Annotated in this window: 18 protein-coding genes and 1 riboswitch; of the genes, 4 read left to right on the top strand and 14 right to left on the bottom strand. The window is 47.9% G+C overall.

What is annotated here, in order from left to right; translation table 11 throughout:
- Window positions 1-217: 217 nt before the first annotated feature.
- On the top strand, window positions 218-781 hold the full coding sequence (locus CUS_RS06065) for a TIGR04002 family protein (RefSeq protein ID WP_002848282.1): 564 nt from the start codon (window positions 218-220) through the stop codon (window positions 779-781).
- 381 nt (window positions 782-1162) lie between these two features.
- Here the strand turns inward: CUS_RS06065 and CUS_RS06060 are convergent, their stop codons facing one another.
- The 12 genes from CUS_RS06060 to murD all read right to left on the bottom strand — a co-directional run bounded on the left by CUS_RS06060 (window position 1163) and on the right by murD (window position 15182).
- A complete protein-coding gene (locus CUS_RS06060) occupies window positions 1163-2062 on the bottom strand; it encodes a CHAP domain-containing protein (protein ID WP_002848434.1) in 900 nt (299 codons plus the stop codon).
- 588 nt (window positions 2063-2650) lie between these two features.
- The gene (locus CUS_RS06055; RefSeq protein WP_002848402.1) at window positions 2651-3664 is read right to left on the bottom strand and encodes a GGDEF domain-containing protein; all 1014 of its coding nucleotides are present in this window, start codon (window positions 3662-3664) and stop codon (window positions 2651-2653) included.
- 159 nt (window positions 3665-3823) lie between these two features.
- On the bottom strand, window positions 3824-4897 hold the full coding sequence (locus CUS_RS06050; protein ID WP_002848226.1) for an acyltransferase family protein: 1074 nt from the start codon (window positions 4895-4897) through the stop codon (window positions 3824-3826).
- 188 nt (window positions 4898-5085) lie between these two features.
- The gene (metK, locus tag CUS_RS06045) at window positions 5086-6258 is read right to left on the bottom strand and encodes a methionine adenosyltransferase (protein ID WP_002848617.1); all 1173 of its coding nucleotides are present in this window, start codon (window positions 6256-6258) and stop codon (window positions 5086-5088) included.
- 103 nt (window positions 6259-6361) lie between these two features.
- Window positions 6362-6463: riboswitch (SAM riboswitch) on the bottom strand.
- Between the two features lie 108 nt (window positions 6464-6571).
- Window positions 6572-7531, bottom strand: a complete 960-nt coding sequence (whiA, locus tag CUS_RS06040; RefSeq protein ID WP_227945245.1) for a DNA-binding protein WhiA — start codon at window positions 7529-7531, stop codon at window positions 6572-6574.
- A gap of 18 nt (window positions 7532-7549) precedes the next feature.
- A complete protein-coding gene (gene rapZ / locus CUS_RS06035; RefSeq protein ID WP_002848537.1) occupies window positions 7550-8410 on the bottom strand; it encodes an RNase adapter RapZ in 861 nt (286 codons plus the stop codon).
- A gap of 70 nt (window positions 8411-8480) precedes the next feature.
- Window positions 8481-9410 (bottom strand): UDP-N-acetylmuramate dehydrogenase, encoded by a 930-nt coding sequence (murB, locus tag CUS_RS06030; protein ID WP_002848370.1) that lies wholly within the window; start codon window positions 9408-9410, stop codon window positions 8481-8483.
- 167 nt (window positions 9411-9577) lie between these two features.
- Window positions 9578-10537 carry an HPr(Ser) kinase/phosphatase gene (gene hprK, locus CUS_RS06025; protein ID WP_002848516.1) on the bottom strand — a complete coding sequence of 320 codons (960 nt, stop codon included), beginning with the start codon at window positions 10535-10537 and terminating at the stop codon, window positions 9578-9580.
- Between the two features lie 381 nt (window positions 10538-10918).
- Window positions 10919-12187 carry an aminotransferase class I/II-fold pyridoxal phosphate-dependent enzyme gene (locus CUS_RS06020; RefSeq protein ID WP_002848363.1) on the bottom strand — a complete coding sequence of 423 codons (1269 nt, stop codon included), beginning with the start codon at window positions 12185-12187 and terminating at the stop codon, window positions 10919-10921.
- A gap of 239 nt (window positions 12188-12426) precedes the next feature.
- Window positions 12427-12873: a DUF3592 domain-containing protein gene (locus CUS_RS06015; RefSeq protein WP_002848628.1), complete on the bottom strand. Its 447-nt coding sequence runs from the start codon at window positions 12871-12873 to the stop codon at window positions 12427-12429.
- A 49-nt stretch (window positions 12874-12922) separates the two neighbouring features.
- Window positions 12923-13711 (bottom strand): hypothetical protein, encoded by a 789-nt coding sequence (locus CUS_RS06010; RefSeq protein WP_002848174.1) that lies wholly within the window; start codon window positions 13709-13711, stop codon window positions 12923-12925.
- Between the two features lie 73 nt (window positions 13712-13784).
- On the bottom strand, window positions 13785-15182 hold the full coding sequence (gene murD, locus CUS_RS06005) for a UDP-N-acetylmuramoyl-L-alanine--D-glutamate ligase (RefSeq protein ID WP_002848642.1): 1398 nt from the start codon (window positions 15180-15182) through the stop codon (window positions 13785-13787).
- Between the two features lie 239 nt (window positions 15183-15421).
- Here murD and CUS_RS06000 point away from each other — a divergent pair, with 239 nt between their 5' ends.
- Genes CUS_RS06000 through CUS_RS05990 form a run of 3 tightly spaced genes read left to right on the top strand, consistent with a single transcriptional unit; the run spans window position 15422 to window position 16879 of the window.
- Entirely contained in the window at window positions 15422-15802 is a 381-nt protein-coding gene (locus tag CUS_RS06000; protein WP_037276723.1) for an STAS domain-containing protein, read from the top strand.
- A 4-nt stretch (window positions 15803-15806) separates the two neighbouring features.
- Complete coding sequence (spoIIAB, locus tag CUS_RS05995; protein WP_037276765.1) at window positions 15807-16229, top strand: anti-sigma F factor; 423 nt, start codon at window positions 15807-15809, stop codon at window positions 16227-16229.
- Window positions 16226-16879 carry a sigma-70 family RNA polymerase sigma factor gene (locus CUS_RS05990; RefSeq protein WP_002848420.1) on the top strand — a complete coding sequence of 218 codons (654 nt, stop codon included), beginning with the start codon at window positions 16226-16228 and terminating at the stop codon, window positions 16877-16879. Before spoIIAB ends, CUS_RS05990 begins: the two co-directional genes overlap by 4 nt.
- Before the next feature lie 402 nt (window positions 16880-17281).
- On the opposite strand, the gene CUS_RS05985 is transcribed toward CUS_RS05990, so the two are convergent.
- Both CUS_RS05985 and CUS_RS05980 read right to left on the bottom strand, forming a co-directional pair.
- The gene (locus CUS_RS05985) at window positions 17282-17956 is read right to left on the bottom strand and encodes an ABC-2 transporter permease (protein ID WP_002848583.1); all 675 of its coding nucleotides are present in this window, start codon (window positions 17954-17956) and stop codon (window positions 17282-17284) included.
- Window positions 17956-18585 (bottom strand): ABC-2 transporter permease, encoded by a 630-nt coding sequence (locus tag CUS_RS05980; RefSeq protein WP_002848371.1) that lies wholly within the window; start codon window positions 18583-18585, stop codon window positions 17956-17958. Before CUS_RS05980 ends, CUS_RS05985 begins: the two co-directional genes overlap by 1 nt.
- Window positions 18586-18708 lie beyond the last annotated feature (123 nt).

Below are 18708 nucleotides of genomic sequence, written 5' to 3'. Positions count from 1 at the left end.
AAATGCGCTGTGCAGTCTGACAGGTCGTATATCCGAAGCAGAACAGCTTGCTTCATGCTTGGTACAAATATAACTTAACTATGATAAAATTAAATGGCAAAGCTGTCTGATATGCACAGCTTTGCCATTTTTTCTGAACGATTTTGCCGATTTGATTTTTTGCGGGTCTTCTGCTAAAATGTATTCATACCAAAACAATATGAAAAGAGGAGTACCCATGACAACTACGATAGCAAGAACAAATACCACACTGCGCCTGAGATACCTGACCTTTTCGGGGATATCAGCGGCGCTTATCTACCTGCTGACGGCATACGTACATGTGCCGACAGGGGCGGGCTACACCCACGCAGGGGACGGTCTGGTGTTTATGACGGCGTGCCTGCTGCCAACGCCTTACGCGGCTGCTGCGGGCGCTGTGGGCGGTGCTTTGGCTGACGGTCTTAGCGGTTTTCTGATATGGCTGCCTGCAACGGTGGTCATCAAGGCGGTGACCACGCTGTTTTTCACCTCAAAGGGCGATAAGATACTCGTTCCGCGAAACATCATAGCGCTGCTGCCGTCGCTGGTGCTGTGCGTTTGCGGCTACAGCCTTTATCAGGGCATAGTCATGACCGACAGCATATCTTCCGCCGGCATAGCAGCAGCTTTCGGGCAGACACCCGCATACTGCATACAAACAGCCGCGAGCGCTGTGCTTTTCCTGTTTATGGGGGCGGCGCTTGACAGAATGAAGTTCAGGCAGAAATTTCTTCCACATGATAAAAAGCACCCGCGCTGACGCAGGTGCTTTTAGCGATACGACTTAAAACCCATATATCAAAGATCTTACAGCCAAATCTGTGAATTAAAAGCTGTATCGCTATTGTATTTATCATCATGGCAAAATGATATTATAAGATATGACTATCCATTTAGCACATCGGCTGAAAATGCGGTAAACAAAAGGATAATTGATCGCAGGATATCTTTCCCCCGCCTGCGGCGGGGGAAAGATATCCGCCAACCACTTTAAGTTCTGCTAAATCGCTTTTTTGTGGTGTGTCAGCGGGATAACCATATTATAAGATATGGCTTTCCGCCGACACACCGCAAAATATGTGTACTTCCTCACTGAACAGGTACTTTTTGGCGATGTGGTAAAGGTATGCGATATGCGGTATCACATACGGTCGGGGTAGACAAAGCCCACAGGTGTGAGGTACAGCCAGTTCATCTGTGCGACGAAATCGGCATAGCTGTCAGCTTTTTCTATCTTGCCGTTGTCGGCGTAGTTGGTCGCCCAGCCCAGCCTGTTTGCCTGACTGAAATATATAGCGCCTGTGTCGGGGTCAACATACTCGATGTATACCACATGACCGTAGCCGTGTGTCCACGAACTGCATACGCACACGCAGTCAGACTTTATCTCAGTGCCGACGCTTGCGGGGTTTATACGTTGAGCGTTGTAGTACCAGTTTATCGCGTTGCCTGTAAGACCTTTCGCAGGCATGTCAGCGCCCAGCTTTTCTTTGGCTCTGCCGATGCAGTACCATGTACACTGACCTGTCGGCCAGCCGTAGAGGTTATAATTGCTGCTGTAGAAGTCGGCAAGCCTTGTGCCTACAGCGTTTTCGTAGATATTCGTCTGGGAACTGACAGGTGAATTTATCTCATGCTTTTCATTTTTCTCAGGAACAGCGGGCTTGCGGCTCTCGTCCTTGCCGCTAACCGCCCATACCAGCTTTGAAAGGTCGGTAACATCGACTCTGCCATCGTTGTTGACATCTGCACGCCACATACAGTAGGTATCCAGCTTTGCAACACCTTTTATCTCAGCGGCTGTCTTTACTACATCGGTGACATTTATCTTGCCATCATTGTTGACATCGCCCTTGATGCCTGTGTTTTCCTCTTCATCAGTGGTAAGTTCGTCAGCGGGGAAGTCTTCATTTTCTGAAACTATCTCGCTGTACTCAAAGGATTCGGTGTCGGCTGCTGCACGTATGTCTGTGCAGGAGAGGTATGCTGATGCGCCTATCGCCATTATCGTTGCCGCAGTGACTGCCATTACTCTTTTCATTTCAAATTACGCTCCTTACAATTCTTCTGCCGCAGTGAAGTGACTTCAATAATTTTGTATCGTGTGAAGTCCTGCATCATTTGCGGCTTGGGATCTGATCGACTCTTAATTATGTCAATCTGTAATCATTTATTACAAAGCAGTTACAATTATACCGTAAACAGTCCCTCATGTCAAGGTTTTTCGGTTACAGTTCTCGTTCTGTTACAAAAATAACGAACAATCAAATGGAATTATTAGACAATAGGCAGAAAATTTCTCCTAAAAACTGGAAATTCGAGTTATCACAAAATGCACAAATTTCTATCAAATCAAACATATCCTGAATGTTCAAAAGTGTGAAAAAGTACCCTTGAAAGATATGGTAAACAGCATAAAATTTTGTGGTTATCCCGCTGACACACCACAAAAACAGCGGCTATACAGAACTTAAGGTTCTTGGCGTATATTTTTCCCCCGCCGCAGGCGGGGGAAAGATATGGGGCGCTCAATTATCCTTTTGTTCACCGCTTTTTTAGTTGGTGTGCTAAAGGGATAGTCATATAATAAAAAGCTGTACGGAAGTTTATCCCGTACAGCATTTTTTTGTTATGATACCACTTTATTTTTACCGCTGTGCTTGCCGTCATACAGCTTGCCGTCAACGGTCTGTATCCACTGGTCGATGGAATGTTCATCGGTTCGTGGAGAGATGCCCGCTGTTATTGTAACAGATATCTCCTTGTCTTCATAGTGTACTTTTTCTGATGCGATGTTCTTTCGCAGGTTCTCTATCAGTTCCACAGGCTGTTCCACCGCAGGCGGTATAAGTATCAGAAATTCTTCGCCGCCCCAGCGTGATACGGTGCATCCCCTGCATTCAGACTTCATTTTTTCAGATACCTTTTCAAGCACCACATCGCCCGCGTTGTGACCGTATGTGTCGTTTATCTTCTTGAAGTCATCGATATCAGCCATCGCAAGGTAAGCCGAACTGTAATCCTCGTCCATTTTGTCCAGGCAGTTTATCATGTAATGGCGGTTGTACAGACCTGTCAGCCTGTCAACAAGTGCTATCTCGTTGAGTTTTTCTTCCGAACTGATTATGGTCTGTATAAGGAAGTTGGTATAGAATATCAGAAAGCCCATGACACTTGAAGCATTTATCAGCCAGAAGATGGCGGCATATTTCTGTTCTCTTTCATAGACAGGTCCGAAATATGCGACATAGCCTGTGCTTATCAGCGAGAGAAGAGCCATGCTGACACTGAATTTAAATGCCTTTAACTGCCTTGAATTTATCTTGTAGCTGATGTATTCGGATATGAATGATATGGGTATCACCGAAAAGCAGTACATGTGGAAGCCGTAGTTATACCCAAGACAGACTGTTGTCACGCACATGTAAAGCGTCATCCATGTGAAGACCATGCGCACATACCACAGCAGTTTTCCATTGCTTATCAGCACAAAGCCTATCAGGTAAACAATTATTGTTGGTATGCTGAAATATGTCAGGAACATTACATCACTTATGTAAAAGAATGCCATAAGTCCGAACACTATAGCCAATATTACAGCATTTGCCACGAATGATATCTTTTTGACTTTTTTAAGTTCCATTGTCCGTCCCCCCTCCGGCGGTCAATTGTTTGGTTTTATAAAAGTATAGCACATTTTATATGAAAATGCAACGCTTTTTGAAGTAAAAATACCTATTTTTAACTATTATTTCCAAAAAGGAAAGACACATTTGCTTTTTTGCAAAAGTGTCTTTGAGATCTACTTTTTATCTGCCTGTGACGTTGAGTCTTCTTTCTTTTTGAAGATCATTGTGGGCAGTTTTTTCAGCTGACAGTATACGATGCTCAGCGGAATGACCATCACGCAGGCGGTGAGCCATATCAGCAGGAAATTCCTGCCGCCTGTTACCGCGAAGACCACATCGCCCGCGATAAACATGAAAGGCATCGGTTTGTAATGAAGCATCATTATATCCATCGAGTCTTTGCCGATGGTGCGCAGCAGCCTTATTCCATCGGGCAGTGCGGTGCAGAAGTTTATCAGTGCCGCCGAACCGAATGTGCCTGTGAACAGGAAATACAGCATGTTCTTAAAGCGGAATATGTGCATGTTCACAGATGGCGGGTCAATGTAGACCAGCATCATTATCATCACTCCGATCACGATGCCGCTGAAAAGATTTCTGCGTTTTTTTGACAGGTCGAGCAGTCGGCTGTAGGCGAAGCCCACCGCTATGAAAAACAGTGCAGGAACGATCCTCAGGGCTGAGATAGTGATGAAGCGCGTTATCTGGTCATCAAGGAAGCCTGTCTGCTTAAGGTGGGCATGCAGGTGGAATGCGAACACAGATGCGAACATAGAGCCGACCATGATCGTCTTTATATCAGCTTTGAGGGTATATTTCAGCAGATGGAACAGCAGACGCACAAAGAACATGGTCGCCAGAAACCACAGCGGAGCGTTGCCGCAGGTGGTCAGCGTGGAATTGAACATATCCTGTATGCGTTTGGCATCATGTCCGTAGAAGAAGTATTCCACCAGCATATACAGCGCCGAATAGATGTAATAGGGCACCATCAGCCGCAAAAACAGCTTGCCTGCCCTCAGCGGCGGGGCATTGTCTGTTTTTCTGTGTGCATCTTTATAGCCCATCAGCAGACCTGTCACCACAAAGAACAGCGGCATGTGGAAAGAGTATATCACTTTGATAAAATACGCCGCTGTGTGGTTATCCTTTTCGATTGCTAAACTTGTATGTCCAAGTATGACGATAAGTATGCCCAGTGCTTTAACATAGTCTATGAAATCAAGGCGCTTTTGGCTTTCTGCCATGTCAGATAGTACCTCCGTCCGATAGAACTTTTGTATACAAAATGTCTGCCATTACCAGCTGGTGATAATGGCAGTGTGTTTTTTATAGCGATCCGCCTTAAAATTCAGACAAGATCCGGTCACAAAATCCATAGATCCGTGCTTTTGCGACCGGATCTTGTGAATTTAAATAGTTGGATTGCTATAGATCATTTTACAGCATCGAGAAGAGCCTGTACCTTGTCTGTGCGCTCCCACGCAACGCCCAGATCTTCTCTGCCCATGTGACCGTATGCAGCCAGCTGCTTATACTGCGGCTTTCTCAGGTCGAGCATCTCTATGATGCTTGCGGGACGCAGATCGAACAGCTTTGTAACTGCTTCGCTGAGTTTTTCATCAGTTACCTTGCCTGTGCCGAAAGTATCTACCAGTATCGAAACGGGGTTAGCCACACCGATAGCGTAAGCCAGTTCGACTTCGCACTTGCTTGCAAGACCTGCGGCAACGATGTTTTTAGCCACATATCTTGCGGCATAAGCGGCAGAACGGTCAACCTTTGTCGGATCCTTGCCTGAGAAGCATCCGCCGCCATGTCTTGCGTAGCCGCCGTAGGTATCAACGATTATCTTTCTGCCTGTCAGACCGCTGTCGCCCTGAGGACCGCCGATGACAAATCTGCCTGTGGGGTTCACAAAGTAAGTGGTATTCTCGTCCAGCAGACCTGCGGGTATAACGTGCTTGATGACCTTCTCGATGACATCAGCCCTTATCTGTTCGAGGGACACTTTTGCATCATGCTGAGATGAAACGACAACTGCGTCAACTCTTGCGGGCTTGCCATCTATGTACTCAACAGTCACCTGAGTTTTGCCATCAGGTCTGAGGTAAGGAAGAGCGCCGTTCTTGCGTACTTCTGTCAGCCTCAGCGCCAGCTTGTGCGCCAGTGATATAGGCAGCGGCATGAGTTCGGGGGTTTCATCGCAGGCATAGCCGAACATGATGCCCTGATCGCCCGCACCTGTATCGAAAGCGTTCTCTTCACGACCCTCAAGGGCATTGTCAACGCCCATAGCGATATCGGGGGACTGCTTGTCTATGGTTGTCATAACAGCGCAGGTATGACCGTCAAAGCCGTACTTTGCCCTGTCATAGCCGATGCCTACAACGGTATCGCGGACTATCTGGGGGATATCTACCTGCGCTTTGGTAGTTATCTCGCCCATGCACATTATCATGCCTGTAGTAGTTACAGTTTCGCAGGCAACTCTTGAATATGGATCCTGTTCGAGCATTGCATCGAGGATCGCGTCGGAGATCTGGTCGCAGATCTTGTCGGGGTGACCTTCTGTTACAGACTCAGAAGTAAAAAGAAATCTTGACATTTGGTGTTCCTCCTTTAAAAGTGTGTTGTATGATGCGTTAAACAAAAAAGCCGTAAAAAAGACCCTCACCCCGAAGAATGAGAGTCGATATGTTTCAAACAATTCCCCATCTTCCGGAAAATAACCGCAGGATTTAGCACCTTGACGCTGACGCCAGGTTGCCGGGTTTCACAGGGCCTGATCCCTCCACCGCTCTTGATAAGGCTATTTAATTTAACAAAGCTATTATACTACTTTTTTCGACACTTGTCAACAGTAAAATCCATTATTTACATCTGCGCAATAATTTTTACACTTGTTGCCGCTCGTGAACTTATATATCACTCGTTTTTATGCCCTCTTTTCTGCGGAGGTCTGCGGCTATCTCTGCCAGCTTTTGCAGACGGTGATTAGCGCCCGAACGTGAGATGGGCGGTGTCATTTCAGCACCCAGTTCTTTAAGATTGTAATCGGGATTTTCAAGGCGAAGTTCTGCTATCTCGCGCAGCTGGTCGGGCAGAGATGACAGCCCCAGCTTTTTGTCGATAAGTTCAATATCCGCTATCTGCCTTTCGGCGGCTTTGAGGGTCTTGTCGATATTGGCGTTATCGCAGTTGAGGGCGCGGTTTATCTTGTTGCGCATATCCTTTTCCATCTTGACATTCATAAGTTCCAGCGAGCACATGGTAGCGCTCATCAGGGTCAGCATGTCAATGATATTTTCCGACTCCTTGATATACATTATCTGGGAATTTTTGCGTTCAACATGCTTTGGCACAATGCCGTAGCGCTCTATCAGCAGCAGCCCGAAGTCGTTGCAGAGTTCCAGTTTGGGCATTACAAATTCCATGTGATACTTTTTGCTGGGGTCATTTACCGACCCGCATGCGAGAAATATGCCTGCCGCCAGATTGGGGAAGAACTTGTCTTTCGGCAGAAAGTCCTCAGTCAGCCGACGGCTCTCGTCCATGCCGAAGTAATCAAGCAGATAAATGCGCTGTTCCTTATCGGGCAGGCTGAGGCTGAAAAGCGTCACACCGCTCCTGCGCTCGGCTTCAGCTACATGTACTGCGTTTTCGTCCTGCAAAATGCGGCATACATTGCGTATGAAGAAATCCTTGACAAGCGGGTTCTCTGTCAGGAAGAGTATCTCGTTATCGCCCAGTTCATTACAGCAGCACAAAAGCCCCATCAGGCAGGCGTCTGCCTTTTGGGAACTGTTTATCTTTTCGATTATCTCTTCCTTGACCCTGTATGAAAAGGACTGTTCTTCTGCCGAAGTATTATTCATCATTCACCATTCTATTCTTTTTTAACGCTTCTCGATATCCCTGTGCGATAATCTTATAGTCTTGCCCTGATCTGTCAGGTGCTTTGCCACAGCTTCGGCAAAAGTCACCGAGCGGTGTTTTCCGCCCGTACAGCCGAAAGCTATCACCAGCTGTGCCTTGCCCTCTTTTTCATAGAGCGGTATCAGGTAGTCGATAAGGTCATTGAGTTTTGCAAGAAGTTCCTGCGCTTCCTTAAAACTCATCACATAGCCCGAAACTTCGGGGTTAAGACCTGTCTTATGCTTAAGCTCGGCTATATAGAAAGGGTTTGGCAGGCATCTCACATCAAAAGTGAGGTCAGCATCGTTCATGACACCGTACTTGAAACCGAATGAGCGAACATCTATCTTCATGGCAGACTGCCCCTCGCCCAAGAAGATAGAATACAATCTTTCTTTGAACTCCGCTGTAGTGGTCGAGGAAGTGTCGATATAGTAGTCCACCTTGTCCCTGACAGTTTCAAGGAAGTGGCGCTCGGTCTCTATCGCCTGTCTTATATTGCCGTGTGAATACTCGTCCAGCGGGTGTTTGCGGCGTGTTTCCTTGTATCTGCGTATTATCGTGTCATCTGAACAGTCAAGGAACATGACCTTGACCTTTATGCCCATATTGCGCATATCATGTATGGCATCTTTCAGTTTAAGGAACAGGTTGCCGCCGCGTACATCAGCAACGAACGCCACCTTATCTATCTTGCCGTCTGACTGCGCACAGATGTCGGCAAATTTGCTCATAAGTTCGGGGGGCATGTTATCGATGCAGTAGTAGCCGATATCCTCCAGCACGTTTACCGCCGTTGATTTGCCCGAACCTGAAATTCCTGTAACTATAACAAATTGCATTATTATTCTCCTCTCATTTAAGAAATGCTTATTTATCGGATAAATATTATTACGAGGAGAGATCATCGCCCTAACCCTGATAGGGTATATATCTGACTTCGCACTCAAGGTCAACACCTGAGTCAGCCTTGACTTTTGCCTGTATCTGTTTTACCAGTTCAAGGACATCTGCACAGGTGGCTCCGCCCTTGTTTACGATGAACCCGCAGTGCTTTTCGCTGACCTGTGCGCCGCCCACCGAATAACCGCGCAGACCGCTGTCTTCTATCAGCTTGCCCGCGAAATTATCTTTTGGTCTTTTGAATGCACTGCCCGCACTCGGCAGATTGAGCGGCTGTTTCTCGCGGCGCAGGCTCATAAGTTCCACCATTTTGTCCTGTATATCATCGTAATTGCCGCTGTTCAGTTCAAATTCACCCTCGACTATCAGTTCACCGCTCTTTACGAAGCGGCTCCCGCGATAGGTAAAAGCCATCTGCTCTTTCGAGAACTCGAACTGTCTGCCCTCGCGGTCAACAGCTCTGCCCAGCTTGATAACGTCCTTTATCTCGCCTTTGTAAGCGCCCGCGTTCATAAAGACAGCACCGCCGACACTTCCGGGTATGCCGTAGGCAAATTCCAGACCGCTGAGCGAGTGTTCAAGTGCAAAGCGGCAGAGTTTCAGCAGGGGACAGCCCGCCTGTGCCACGATGGTGTTTTCGTCCTTCATGTATATCTTATCCATCGAACTGCCTATCAGGAAGATGATGCCGTCAAAGCCCCTGTCATCAAACAGCACGTTTGAGCCGTTGCCCAGTGCCATCGTTCTTATGCCCAGTCGGTTTGCTTCTTCCCACAGTGCTGAAAGATTGTCGGGTGAATTTATATCTATCATCGCCGTACAGCTGCCGCCGATACGGAAAGTGGAATGTTTATCCAGCGGCTCATCGAGCATGACTCTGCATTCCAGATCATCAGCCATCGCTATCAGCGACCGTGTATTCATGTCAAGTTCTTTCACTTGTAGTACTCCTTATTGTTTTATTACAGCAGTATTCTTACGACCCGCCTGTTATTATTTCTCAGCGATATACTGCCGCTGAATGGCACAACTGCGCCCCGCTTTGCCGCAGCAGAACAGCCAATTATCGTTCATGCCAATAATTATGAATTATGAATTATGAATTATCAAAAAGCGTCCCAGTTCTTTACAGACTCTTTAGTGTCCATTTCAAGACCGAGATTTTGCAGAAGTTCGGCGGCGGCGTTGTAGCCCATCTTCTTGTGACGGTTGTTCATAGCCGCAACTTCGAGGATAACAGCCAGATTTCTGCCCGGCTTTATCGGTATGGTCAGCGAGGGTATCTTTATGCCGAGAATTGAGGTGTACTCGTTGTCAACGCCCATTCTGTCATATATCTTCTTGCTGTCCCACGGTTCAAGCTGAACTACAAGGTCTATCTTCTCTGATATCTTTACAGCACCCATACCGAACAGACGGCGGGTATTAATAATACCTATTCCGCGCAGTTCAAGAAAATGCCTGATATTGTCGGGCGACTGACCCACCAGTGTCCTGCTGGAGGTCTTTCTTATCTCAACAGCGTCATCAGCCACCAGACGGTGACCTCTCTTTACCAGCTCGATAGCCGTTTCGCTCTTACCTACACCGCTCTCGCCCACGATGAGTATGCCCTCGCCGTAAACTTCGATAAGTACGCCGTGACGGGTGATGCGGGGCGCAAGTTCAACATTCAGGTAGCCTATCAGCGAGGCTATGAACGCAGTGGTGCTGTCGGCGGTGCGGGCTATCGGCACGCCGTATTTTGATGCTATCTCTATCATTTCGGGATAAAGTTCATGGCTTCTTGCCACTATGAACATGGGTATTTTTGTGGCGAACAGCGCATCGAGTCTTTGCCGCCTTACCTCTTCATCTATCGAAGCCAGATAAGCGAACTCCATATTGCCGCATATCTGCACGCGCTCGGCATTGAAGTATTCATAAAAGCCCATCAGCTGAAGACCGGGACGGTTGCAGTCGTTGTCGGTAACTATAAGTTCGTCAATGTTGTCGGGTGCATAAAGTACTTCCAGACCCAGCTGTTTGATTATCTCGTTTACTGAAACGCTGAATATTTCAGCCATATCTATCAACTCCTTATTTATTATTTGATCTTATATTAATGTCGTTCGCTGTATCAGCCATAATGTTATTGCTATGCACGCCGCCGAACCTGTCATAAGGATCGCAGTTTTAGTTATCAGACTTTTTTTATCACTGACACCATGTTTCTTAAAATAGCGTATACAGAATTTCCCATGAAGAACAAACACGCTGATGGCGCAGACGAACAGGAATAATTTAGCTAAAGGCGGTATATACGGTTCACTGAAAAGTGCAAAGCCGCCGCACATAAAGTACAGGATAAGCCATGCAAAAGCAAGCAAAGCTAATATAAAAGAAGAACAGAGAAGCAACACTGTATAGTTAATGATTTTTGAAAGCATATACGTACATCTTCCGTATCAGAGAGTTATGTTCCCCGCACTGAGCATTTCCTGTGCCGCAAGGAGTATCCCCGCCTTGCCGCTGGGATAGGTAATGCCGCCCTGTAACCACACTGCAAAAGGCTCGCGTATGGGTGCATCGGCAGAAAGTTCGATGGAAGCACCCATCGTGAACGCGCCTGCCGCCATTATGACCTTGCTCTCGTAGCCGGGCATATCCCATGCTTCGGGGGTAACGTAGCTGTCAACAGGACTGCCTTTCTGTATGCCCTTGCAGAATGCTGTGAGGTTCTTTTCGTTTTCAAGCAGTATAGATGCTATGATGTCTGTGCGCTTCTCGCCGCTTTCAGGCAGAGTTTTGAAGCCCAGCTTCTCGAACAGCCTGCACGCAAAAACCGAAGTTTTCAGCGCACTTGCCACCGTCTGCGGACAGAGGAAGAAGCCCAGCAGTATCTCACGGTTCATGTTAAGCGAACAGCCGACTTCCTTGCCCATGCCAACGCATGTCAGCCTGTCGGCGCATTTTTCGACCAGGTCGGCGCGTCCGCAGATGTAGCCGCCTGTGCTTGCTATGCCGCCGCCGGGATTTTTTATCAGCGAACCCACTATCAGGTCAGCGCCTACAGCCAGCGGTTCTTTTTCTTCCACAAATTCGCCGTAGCAGTTATCTGTCAGTATGATGATATCGGGGTTTGCGCCTTTTGCCGCCTTTATCACCTCAGCTATCACATCTACCGTGAAAGACGGTCTGAGCGAGTATCCCCTCGAACGCTGTATATAGCCGACTTTTGCGGACTTTGCCGCTTTTGCCACAGCCTCTAAGTCGGGTGTGCCGTCCTCTTTCAGGGGAACTATCTCATTCTGCACGCCGAAATCTCTCAGCGAACCACTGCCGCTGTCACCCTCTTTGCCCACAACGCCTTCAAGGGTGTCGTAGGGCGCACCTGTCAGGAAACACAGCTTGTCCTGCGGTCTTAAAATGCCGAAAAGCGCTGTGCTGAGGGCATGTGTGCCGTTAACGAAAGTGTGCCTTACTATGGCATCTTCACCGCCCAGCGCCTGCGCGAACACCTTGTCGGCTGTATCTCTGCCGATGTCGCCGTAGCCGTAGCCTGTCGTGCCTTTAAGACAGCCCTCGCTGACGCGGTTATCTATAAATGCTTTCAGTACTTTCTGACCGTTTATCTCAGCGATGCGGTCTATCTCCGCAAAAGCCGCTGTACACTCGCTTTCAGCCTGCGAAGCCAGTGTGATAAGTTTTTCGTCAAGTCCGAAAATGTTTTCCAAATCATTCACCTCATTAAGTATTTGCCGTGTGCTTGTTGTGCAAAGTTTGCATAATGCCGTATACTGCCGCCTTTTGCTATATTTAGTTTTATGACTATCCCTTTAGCACATCAGCTGAAAATGCTGTAAACAAAAGGATAATTGAGCACCATACGCCAACCACCTTAAGTTCTGCTAGATCGTTGTTTTTTGTGGTGTGTCAGCGGGATAACCATATTTAGTTTTTCTTTCTCTGTCTGTCATATATACGATTTAAAACGCACTCTTGTCAGCCTGTAGAAGAATATCGCCAGCGCGAAAAGCAGTACGCCCACAAGGTCGCAGGTGTTGAATACATCGTCATATTTTTTGCCTTTATAGACATATTCAAACGGGTTATTCGGGTCTATCAGCATTTTGTGCGTTCTGCGTGAACTTATCACATCGGGGTAGGAATTTGTTTCCACAAAAGAGTATTTATCGCCGTCGTAGGTGTAGGTATAGGTGAGATATGAAATTGTATGCCCTCCGCGACCGCTTGTAACCAACTGCCGTTCACTGTCAGTGAGTTCTGCCGTGACGCTTACAGTACACTTTGACGCTCTTTTTGCCTCTTTTACCGACATCGGTATGCCTATCGCGAACATGATGATGCCGATGCCTGTCAGCACCGCCAGAAATACCTTTAACTGAACATCTCCACGCATATCTGTCTTCCTTTCGTTTTGTTCATTTGTTCATTTTGACTGTTATCTGTTATGTATCGTTGTGTGTGGCGTTTTTCATCTCTAATACCACGTCTATACCGATGGCTTTGAAGCCTATCTCTTCGTAGTAGCTTACCCTGTGTGGTCTTGCGAACAGCTTTACCGCTATGCCCTGCTGTGCAAGGCGCTCACCTATCCAGTAAAGCAGAGTCCTCGCGTGCATCTTGCCGCGCTCTTCGGGGACAGTGCCTACCTGCCCCACCAGTGCCACCTTGTCTATTATATATTGTATGGTAGCGGTGGTGTAGTCGCCCATCAGGAACGACTGCGACAGCCCCCGCCTTACGCGGTGTGAGGTATCTGTCAGCCACATCTCATAGTCCTCAGCCAGTCGCGGGAAGCACTTTGCCAGTATCGAATACACATCGTCCAGCTTAGGCGTTTCATCGACTTCCAGCGGGGGAAGTTTGCCTGTGGCGTTGTATGTGAATTCCGTCCTGCGCTGTACGCGGTAATCATCTTCAAGGTATTGTGCTAAGGCTTCGCCGTACTTCCTTTCCAGCTCCACCGAGAACGGTTTGAGCATTCTCACAAAGCCTGCCAGTTCTTCTATCATCTCATCGGGAAGTTCCTTACCCTCAAATGTGGATATCATAAGCGCACTGTTGAACTCCGAGAACATGCCCAGCCGTTCGCCCTTATACTCCATGAAGAAGAACCGCAGGAAGTCATACTGTGTGCCGTATGCCAGAAAATGGGACTTTATCCTCCTTGTATAGTTGTTGTCCTTGAGCTTTGCTATCAGCGCAAGGTCTATATCTTTTGTCTGATATATCATTATTTTCTCCCTTCCGCCGAAAACGGCTCGGTGAAAGCATATTGTTTACCCGTCATGCGGGTCGAAAGATCTGTCAGCTGAGTTCGTTCACCAGCTGTTTGAAATGTCTGCCCCTGTCCTCGAACATGCGGTACATGTCAAAAGATGCGCAGGCAGGTGTCAGCGAAACTATATCGCCCTCTTCTGCATACTCGCGGGCAGTCAGCACAGCCTCAGCCATGTCTTTTACAGTGATTATCTTTATGCCGCTGGTCTTGAAATTAGGTGCAGCCTCAACAGCAGCGCGTATCTTGTCTTTGGTCTGACCCATAAGTATCAGCACCTTGACCTTTTCGCAGATGGGTGCCGCCATCGGTTCAAATGAAACGCCCTTGTCGGAGCCGCCCTGTATCATTATCTGCTTCTTGTCGAATGCCGCCAGACAAGCCAGAACTCTTGTGGGGCTTGATGCGATGGAGTTGTTATAGTACTTTACGCCGTCCAGTTCACGCACGAACTCGATGCGGTGTTCAACGCCGCCGAACTCCTTAGCTATCTTAGCGACAGTTTCGGGCTTTACCTCGCCGTAAGTCATGGCTATAGCAGTGAGGTAGTCCTCGACATTGTGCATGCCGGGTATCTTTATATCATTCATGTGTACATACTCAGTGACCTTGCCGCACTCATTGTAGCACAGCATGCCGTCCTCACGCAGGAATGCGCCGTTATCGGGCTTCTCTTTGATGCTGAACCATGCAAGTTCACCGCGCACAAGGTCAGCCAGACCGTGTGTCACCTCGTCATCAAGGCTGAGTATAGCTTTTGAATAAGCGTTCTGATGGTATAGTATATTGCACTTAGCCTGAGTATACTCCTCCATAGTGCCGTGAACGTTCAGGTGGTTGGGACGGATATTGGTTATACCCGCAACATCGGGGCTTTCGCGCATGGATATCAGCTGGAAGCTGGAAAGTTCGCAGACTGCCACATCTGTTTCGGAGATAGTTTCCACCAGCGGGAGCAGTGCCTTGCCGATATTGCCGCCCAGATGAACGCGCTTGCCCTCAGCTTTGAGGAACTCGCTCACCAGCGTGGTAGTGGTGGTCTTGCCGTCAGAACCTGTCAGCGCATAAGTCTTGCAGGGGCAGAGATCGAAGAAAGTTTCCATCTCGGAAGTTATCACAATTCCCTGTTTGCGTGCTTTTGTTAGTGTAGGGTCATTATAGTACATACCGGGTGTACGGAAAACTATATCGCAGTTGAATATCTCATCGAGGTAATTCTCGCCCAGCGCGAACTCACAGCCTTTAGCGCGGAAGTCCTCGATAAGCAGTGCATCGAACTCGCTCTCATCGCGCTTATCGCAGATAACGCAGTTGATACCTTTAGACAGGAACACTTTTATCAGGTCGGTATGGCTGACACCAACGCCTATAAAAGCGACTCTTTTATCCTTGATCGAATTAAAATACTTTTGAGCTTTAGTCATCATTGTCACATATCTCCTAAATATCACTTTACTATGTTACAGTCTGTCTGCGCACATAGATTATCTATTATATTATACACTATTTTCCCCGAAAAGGCAAGAGGGAGAAGGGATTTTAATTCATAATTCATAATTATGAATTATATAACCGTTTCGACATTTTGCGCACTGCGGACATGCTATGATATATGTAACGCAGGCGGTACACTCGCTGTTCCGCCAAAAAGAAAGGACTGGTTTATTTGACAGAGTTGAAAACGGTCGGCGGAGTGACAGCGGTGATGCTGTCTGGCGACCTCGACCACCATTCGGCAGGCATGATGCGCACCGACATCGACCGCGAGATAACCGAAAAACATCCCCGCCGCCTTGTGATAGATTTCTCCCGCGTGACATTTATGGACAGTTCGGGTATAGGGCTTATCATGGGCAGATACAAGCTGATGTGCGAACAGGGCGGGGAAGTCATAGTTGCCCGCCCGCCTGCCTACATAAAAAAAGTCCTGCGCCTTGCAGGTGTGGACAGGCTCGCGCGTTTGACCGATGACATCAGCGGACTGATACCCGATGAAAATGAAAAGGAGGACGAAAAAATTGAGCAGACGACCCCTCAGACCACTTAACGAGATGACGCTGACTTTCCATGCACTGTCCGAAAACGAACGCTTTGCAAGGCTTGCGGTCAGCGGATTTCTCTCACAGCTTGACCCGAATATCAGCGAACTTTCCGACATAAAGACCGCCGTTTCGGAAGCTGTCACCAACGCGATAGTTCACGGCTACCGCGAGCGTTCGGGCGAAGTGATGATGCAGGTGCGCATCTTTGAGGACAGCCGCATCTGCATAAAAATACAGGATAAGGGTTGCGGTATGGCTGATGTGGAACAGGCTATGACACCGCTGTATACATCTTCCCCCGAAGAGGAAAGGGCAGGGCTGGGCTTCACCATAATGGAAACTTTCATGGAGAAAGTGCGCGTCAAAAGCAAGCCCGACAAGGGTACGACCGTGATACTTGAACGCACCGTTCAGGGGAAACGCCGTCTATGAGTGCTGAGAGCCATCTTCCCGAAGACAATCTCGGACTTGTGCATCTGTGCGCCAACCGTTTTCGCGGGCGTGGGATAGAGTACGATGACCTCTACGGGGCGGGGTGCATCGGTCTGCTGAAAGCGTCAAAAGCGTTTGACAGCGGACGCGGGGTAAAATTCTCCACATACGCTGTGCCTGTCATTCTGGGGGAGATAAAACGGCTTTTCCGTGACGGCGGCACTGTAAAAGTCAGCAGGAGTTTGAAAGAACTTTCACTCAGGCTGACAGGAGAAGCTCAGGTCTTCGCCCATAAAAACGGCAGAGAACCCACCGTTGAAGAACTTGCCAAAATTGTCGGCACACCTGTTGAAGATGTCATTGAAGCGCTGAATGCGGCACAGCCTGTCATCAGCCTGACAGTTGGCGATGATGAAAATGAAACACAGGCTGACCTTCCTGCGCCTGCACCCGATGAAGACATAACCGACCGTCTGGCTTTACGGCAGGTACTTACCGAACTTGATGATAAAGACAGACAGCTGATAGAACTCCGCTATTTTCAGGGAATGACACAATCAGCCGCCGCCGCAGTACTGGGCATGACACAAGTACAGGTATCGAGAAAGGAGAAGAAACTCCTTTTATATATGCGATCTAAACTGTTATAGATCCATAATTGTTGGCAGGGGCGGAAGTGAACCGTTTTAGCGGAAAAACAGCAAACCATGACGCGGACAAAGTAAGGAAAGAACACAAAGCTATGCGCGAGTCGAGCTTTCCGTCCACCCTCTTCGCATATACCAAATCAAAGATTTGGTATACAGGGCGGCAGGAGTTTGAGGGCAGCGCCCTCGATCACCGAAGTGCAAAACCAAAATACAAATCAAACAAAAAGAGCAAAGCAAAACAAAAGCCCACAAGTTGGATAAGAACAGCGGAGCGTCTTCGGCGGTCGTACATGCCGACACAGCCGCGTGCGCCCCCTGCCCTACCATAAGGTACGGCACTCCATATCTTACCACGCAAAAAATGGCGGAAACCGAAATTTCCGCCATTTTCACTGCATCATATCACTCTGCTTCTCCGATATGCCTTACCGATACCTTTAACGATATCGCTGAGAATGCACATATCAGCAGTATGTTTGCAAAACTCACCCAATAGGGGACTGTGAATGCTGTACTTATGCTGTCGTCTGAACTGCCGACAGTCAGGTACATGAATGCTGAAAATCCTGCCAATGCCAGAAGTGCTGAGATGACACCGTAAACATTCTGTACTTTCCCGTAACCGTACCTGAATATGAACGGGTAAAACAGCATCGGCAGAATAAGCATAACATCAAGCCCTGTCGCTATGCTGAACATCAGCTGTTTGCCGAAACCCTCAGCAAAACCGTGTGCCGCACCGCCGATGACCAGCACAAGTACCGTCACTATGACATAAAACAGCGCCGCCGCATATATCGGCAGATACCTGAACAGCACCAGTTCACGGTCAGTGTATGGCATGGCGCGGCGGGCAGTGCCAACATTGTTTAGCTTGTCATAGCCGAACGCCGAAGCATTTAGCATTATGCCGTAAAGCCCCATCATACATGCAGGATTTAAAACTGCCTTTCCTGTGTCCATAGCTGAGGCGAGCGCTGTGCCGCTGCACGCCAATATCATGATAAAAGTCGATATGTACATCAGCTTCATGCTGTACCAGTCGGTCAGCAGCAGTGCCTTTAATCTGTTGTTCATCAGACATCTTTCCTCTCAAATATTTTCACGGAGATGAGCCACGAGATGAAGAACACTGCTGTCATCATGCCCATGAATATCGCTGAACCTTTTGCACCGGGTACATTGCTCAAAATATAAGAGTCCGCAGCGCCTATAACGCCGCCCATGATACCGCCCAGAACAACTCGCTTGCCGCCTGTGGTGTTGTACCACTTGAAGCTGAGCGGCAGAAATATCGACGCAGGCATCAGCCCGAATGCTATACCCGTAAATGTCAGGCTGAGTATGGTGTTTACTGTGATGTCAGCGCCCAGCATACGGCATATAAATATCATCATCAGCCACGATACTGTAACGCCCGCCGTAAGTATAAGTGCGCATATATACTTTGCAGATACTATTTGACTGCGGCTGTAGGGCATCGTCAGACAGCTTGTGTTCCACCTGCTCTGTATATCAGCGTTTGTGGTCGCGATGGGGGTTATGCCCATAAACATGTATACCATGCCTATCGGGAAACCGTCCAGAGTGGTTTTCCTGATAAACAGCGTGACTATCATTATGACATAGAAGAACAGCGGTATTATCAGATACAGACTGCATGTATGCCATATAACATATTTTTCTTTTGTAAGTATGCCTTTCATATTGTTTGCTCCTTATCTTGTTATATATCTTTCTTTTCGTAGAATGCCGCAGATAACAGGCAGGATATCGCGGTAAATGCGATGCCGATGACTGTAAACAGCATCATCTTGTCTGTGGGCGGC

It is taken from the genome of Hominimerdicola alba 8 (genome assembly GCF_000178155.2).
GTDB classification, from domain to species: domain Bacteria; phylum Bacillota; class Clostridia; order Oscillospirales; family Ruminococcaceae; genus Hominimerdicola; species Hominimerdicola alba_C.
Note: the sequence above shows the minus strand (reverse complement) of the source record. Positions and strands in the feature narration are given on the sequence as shown.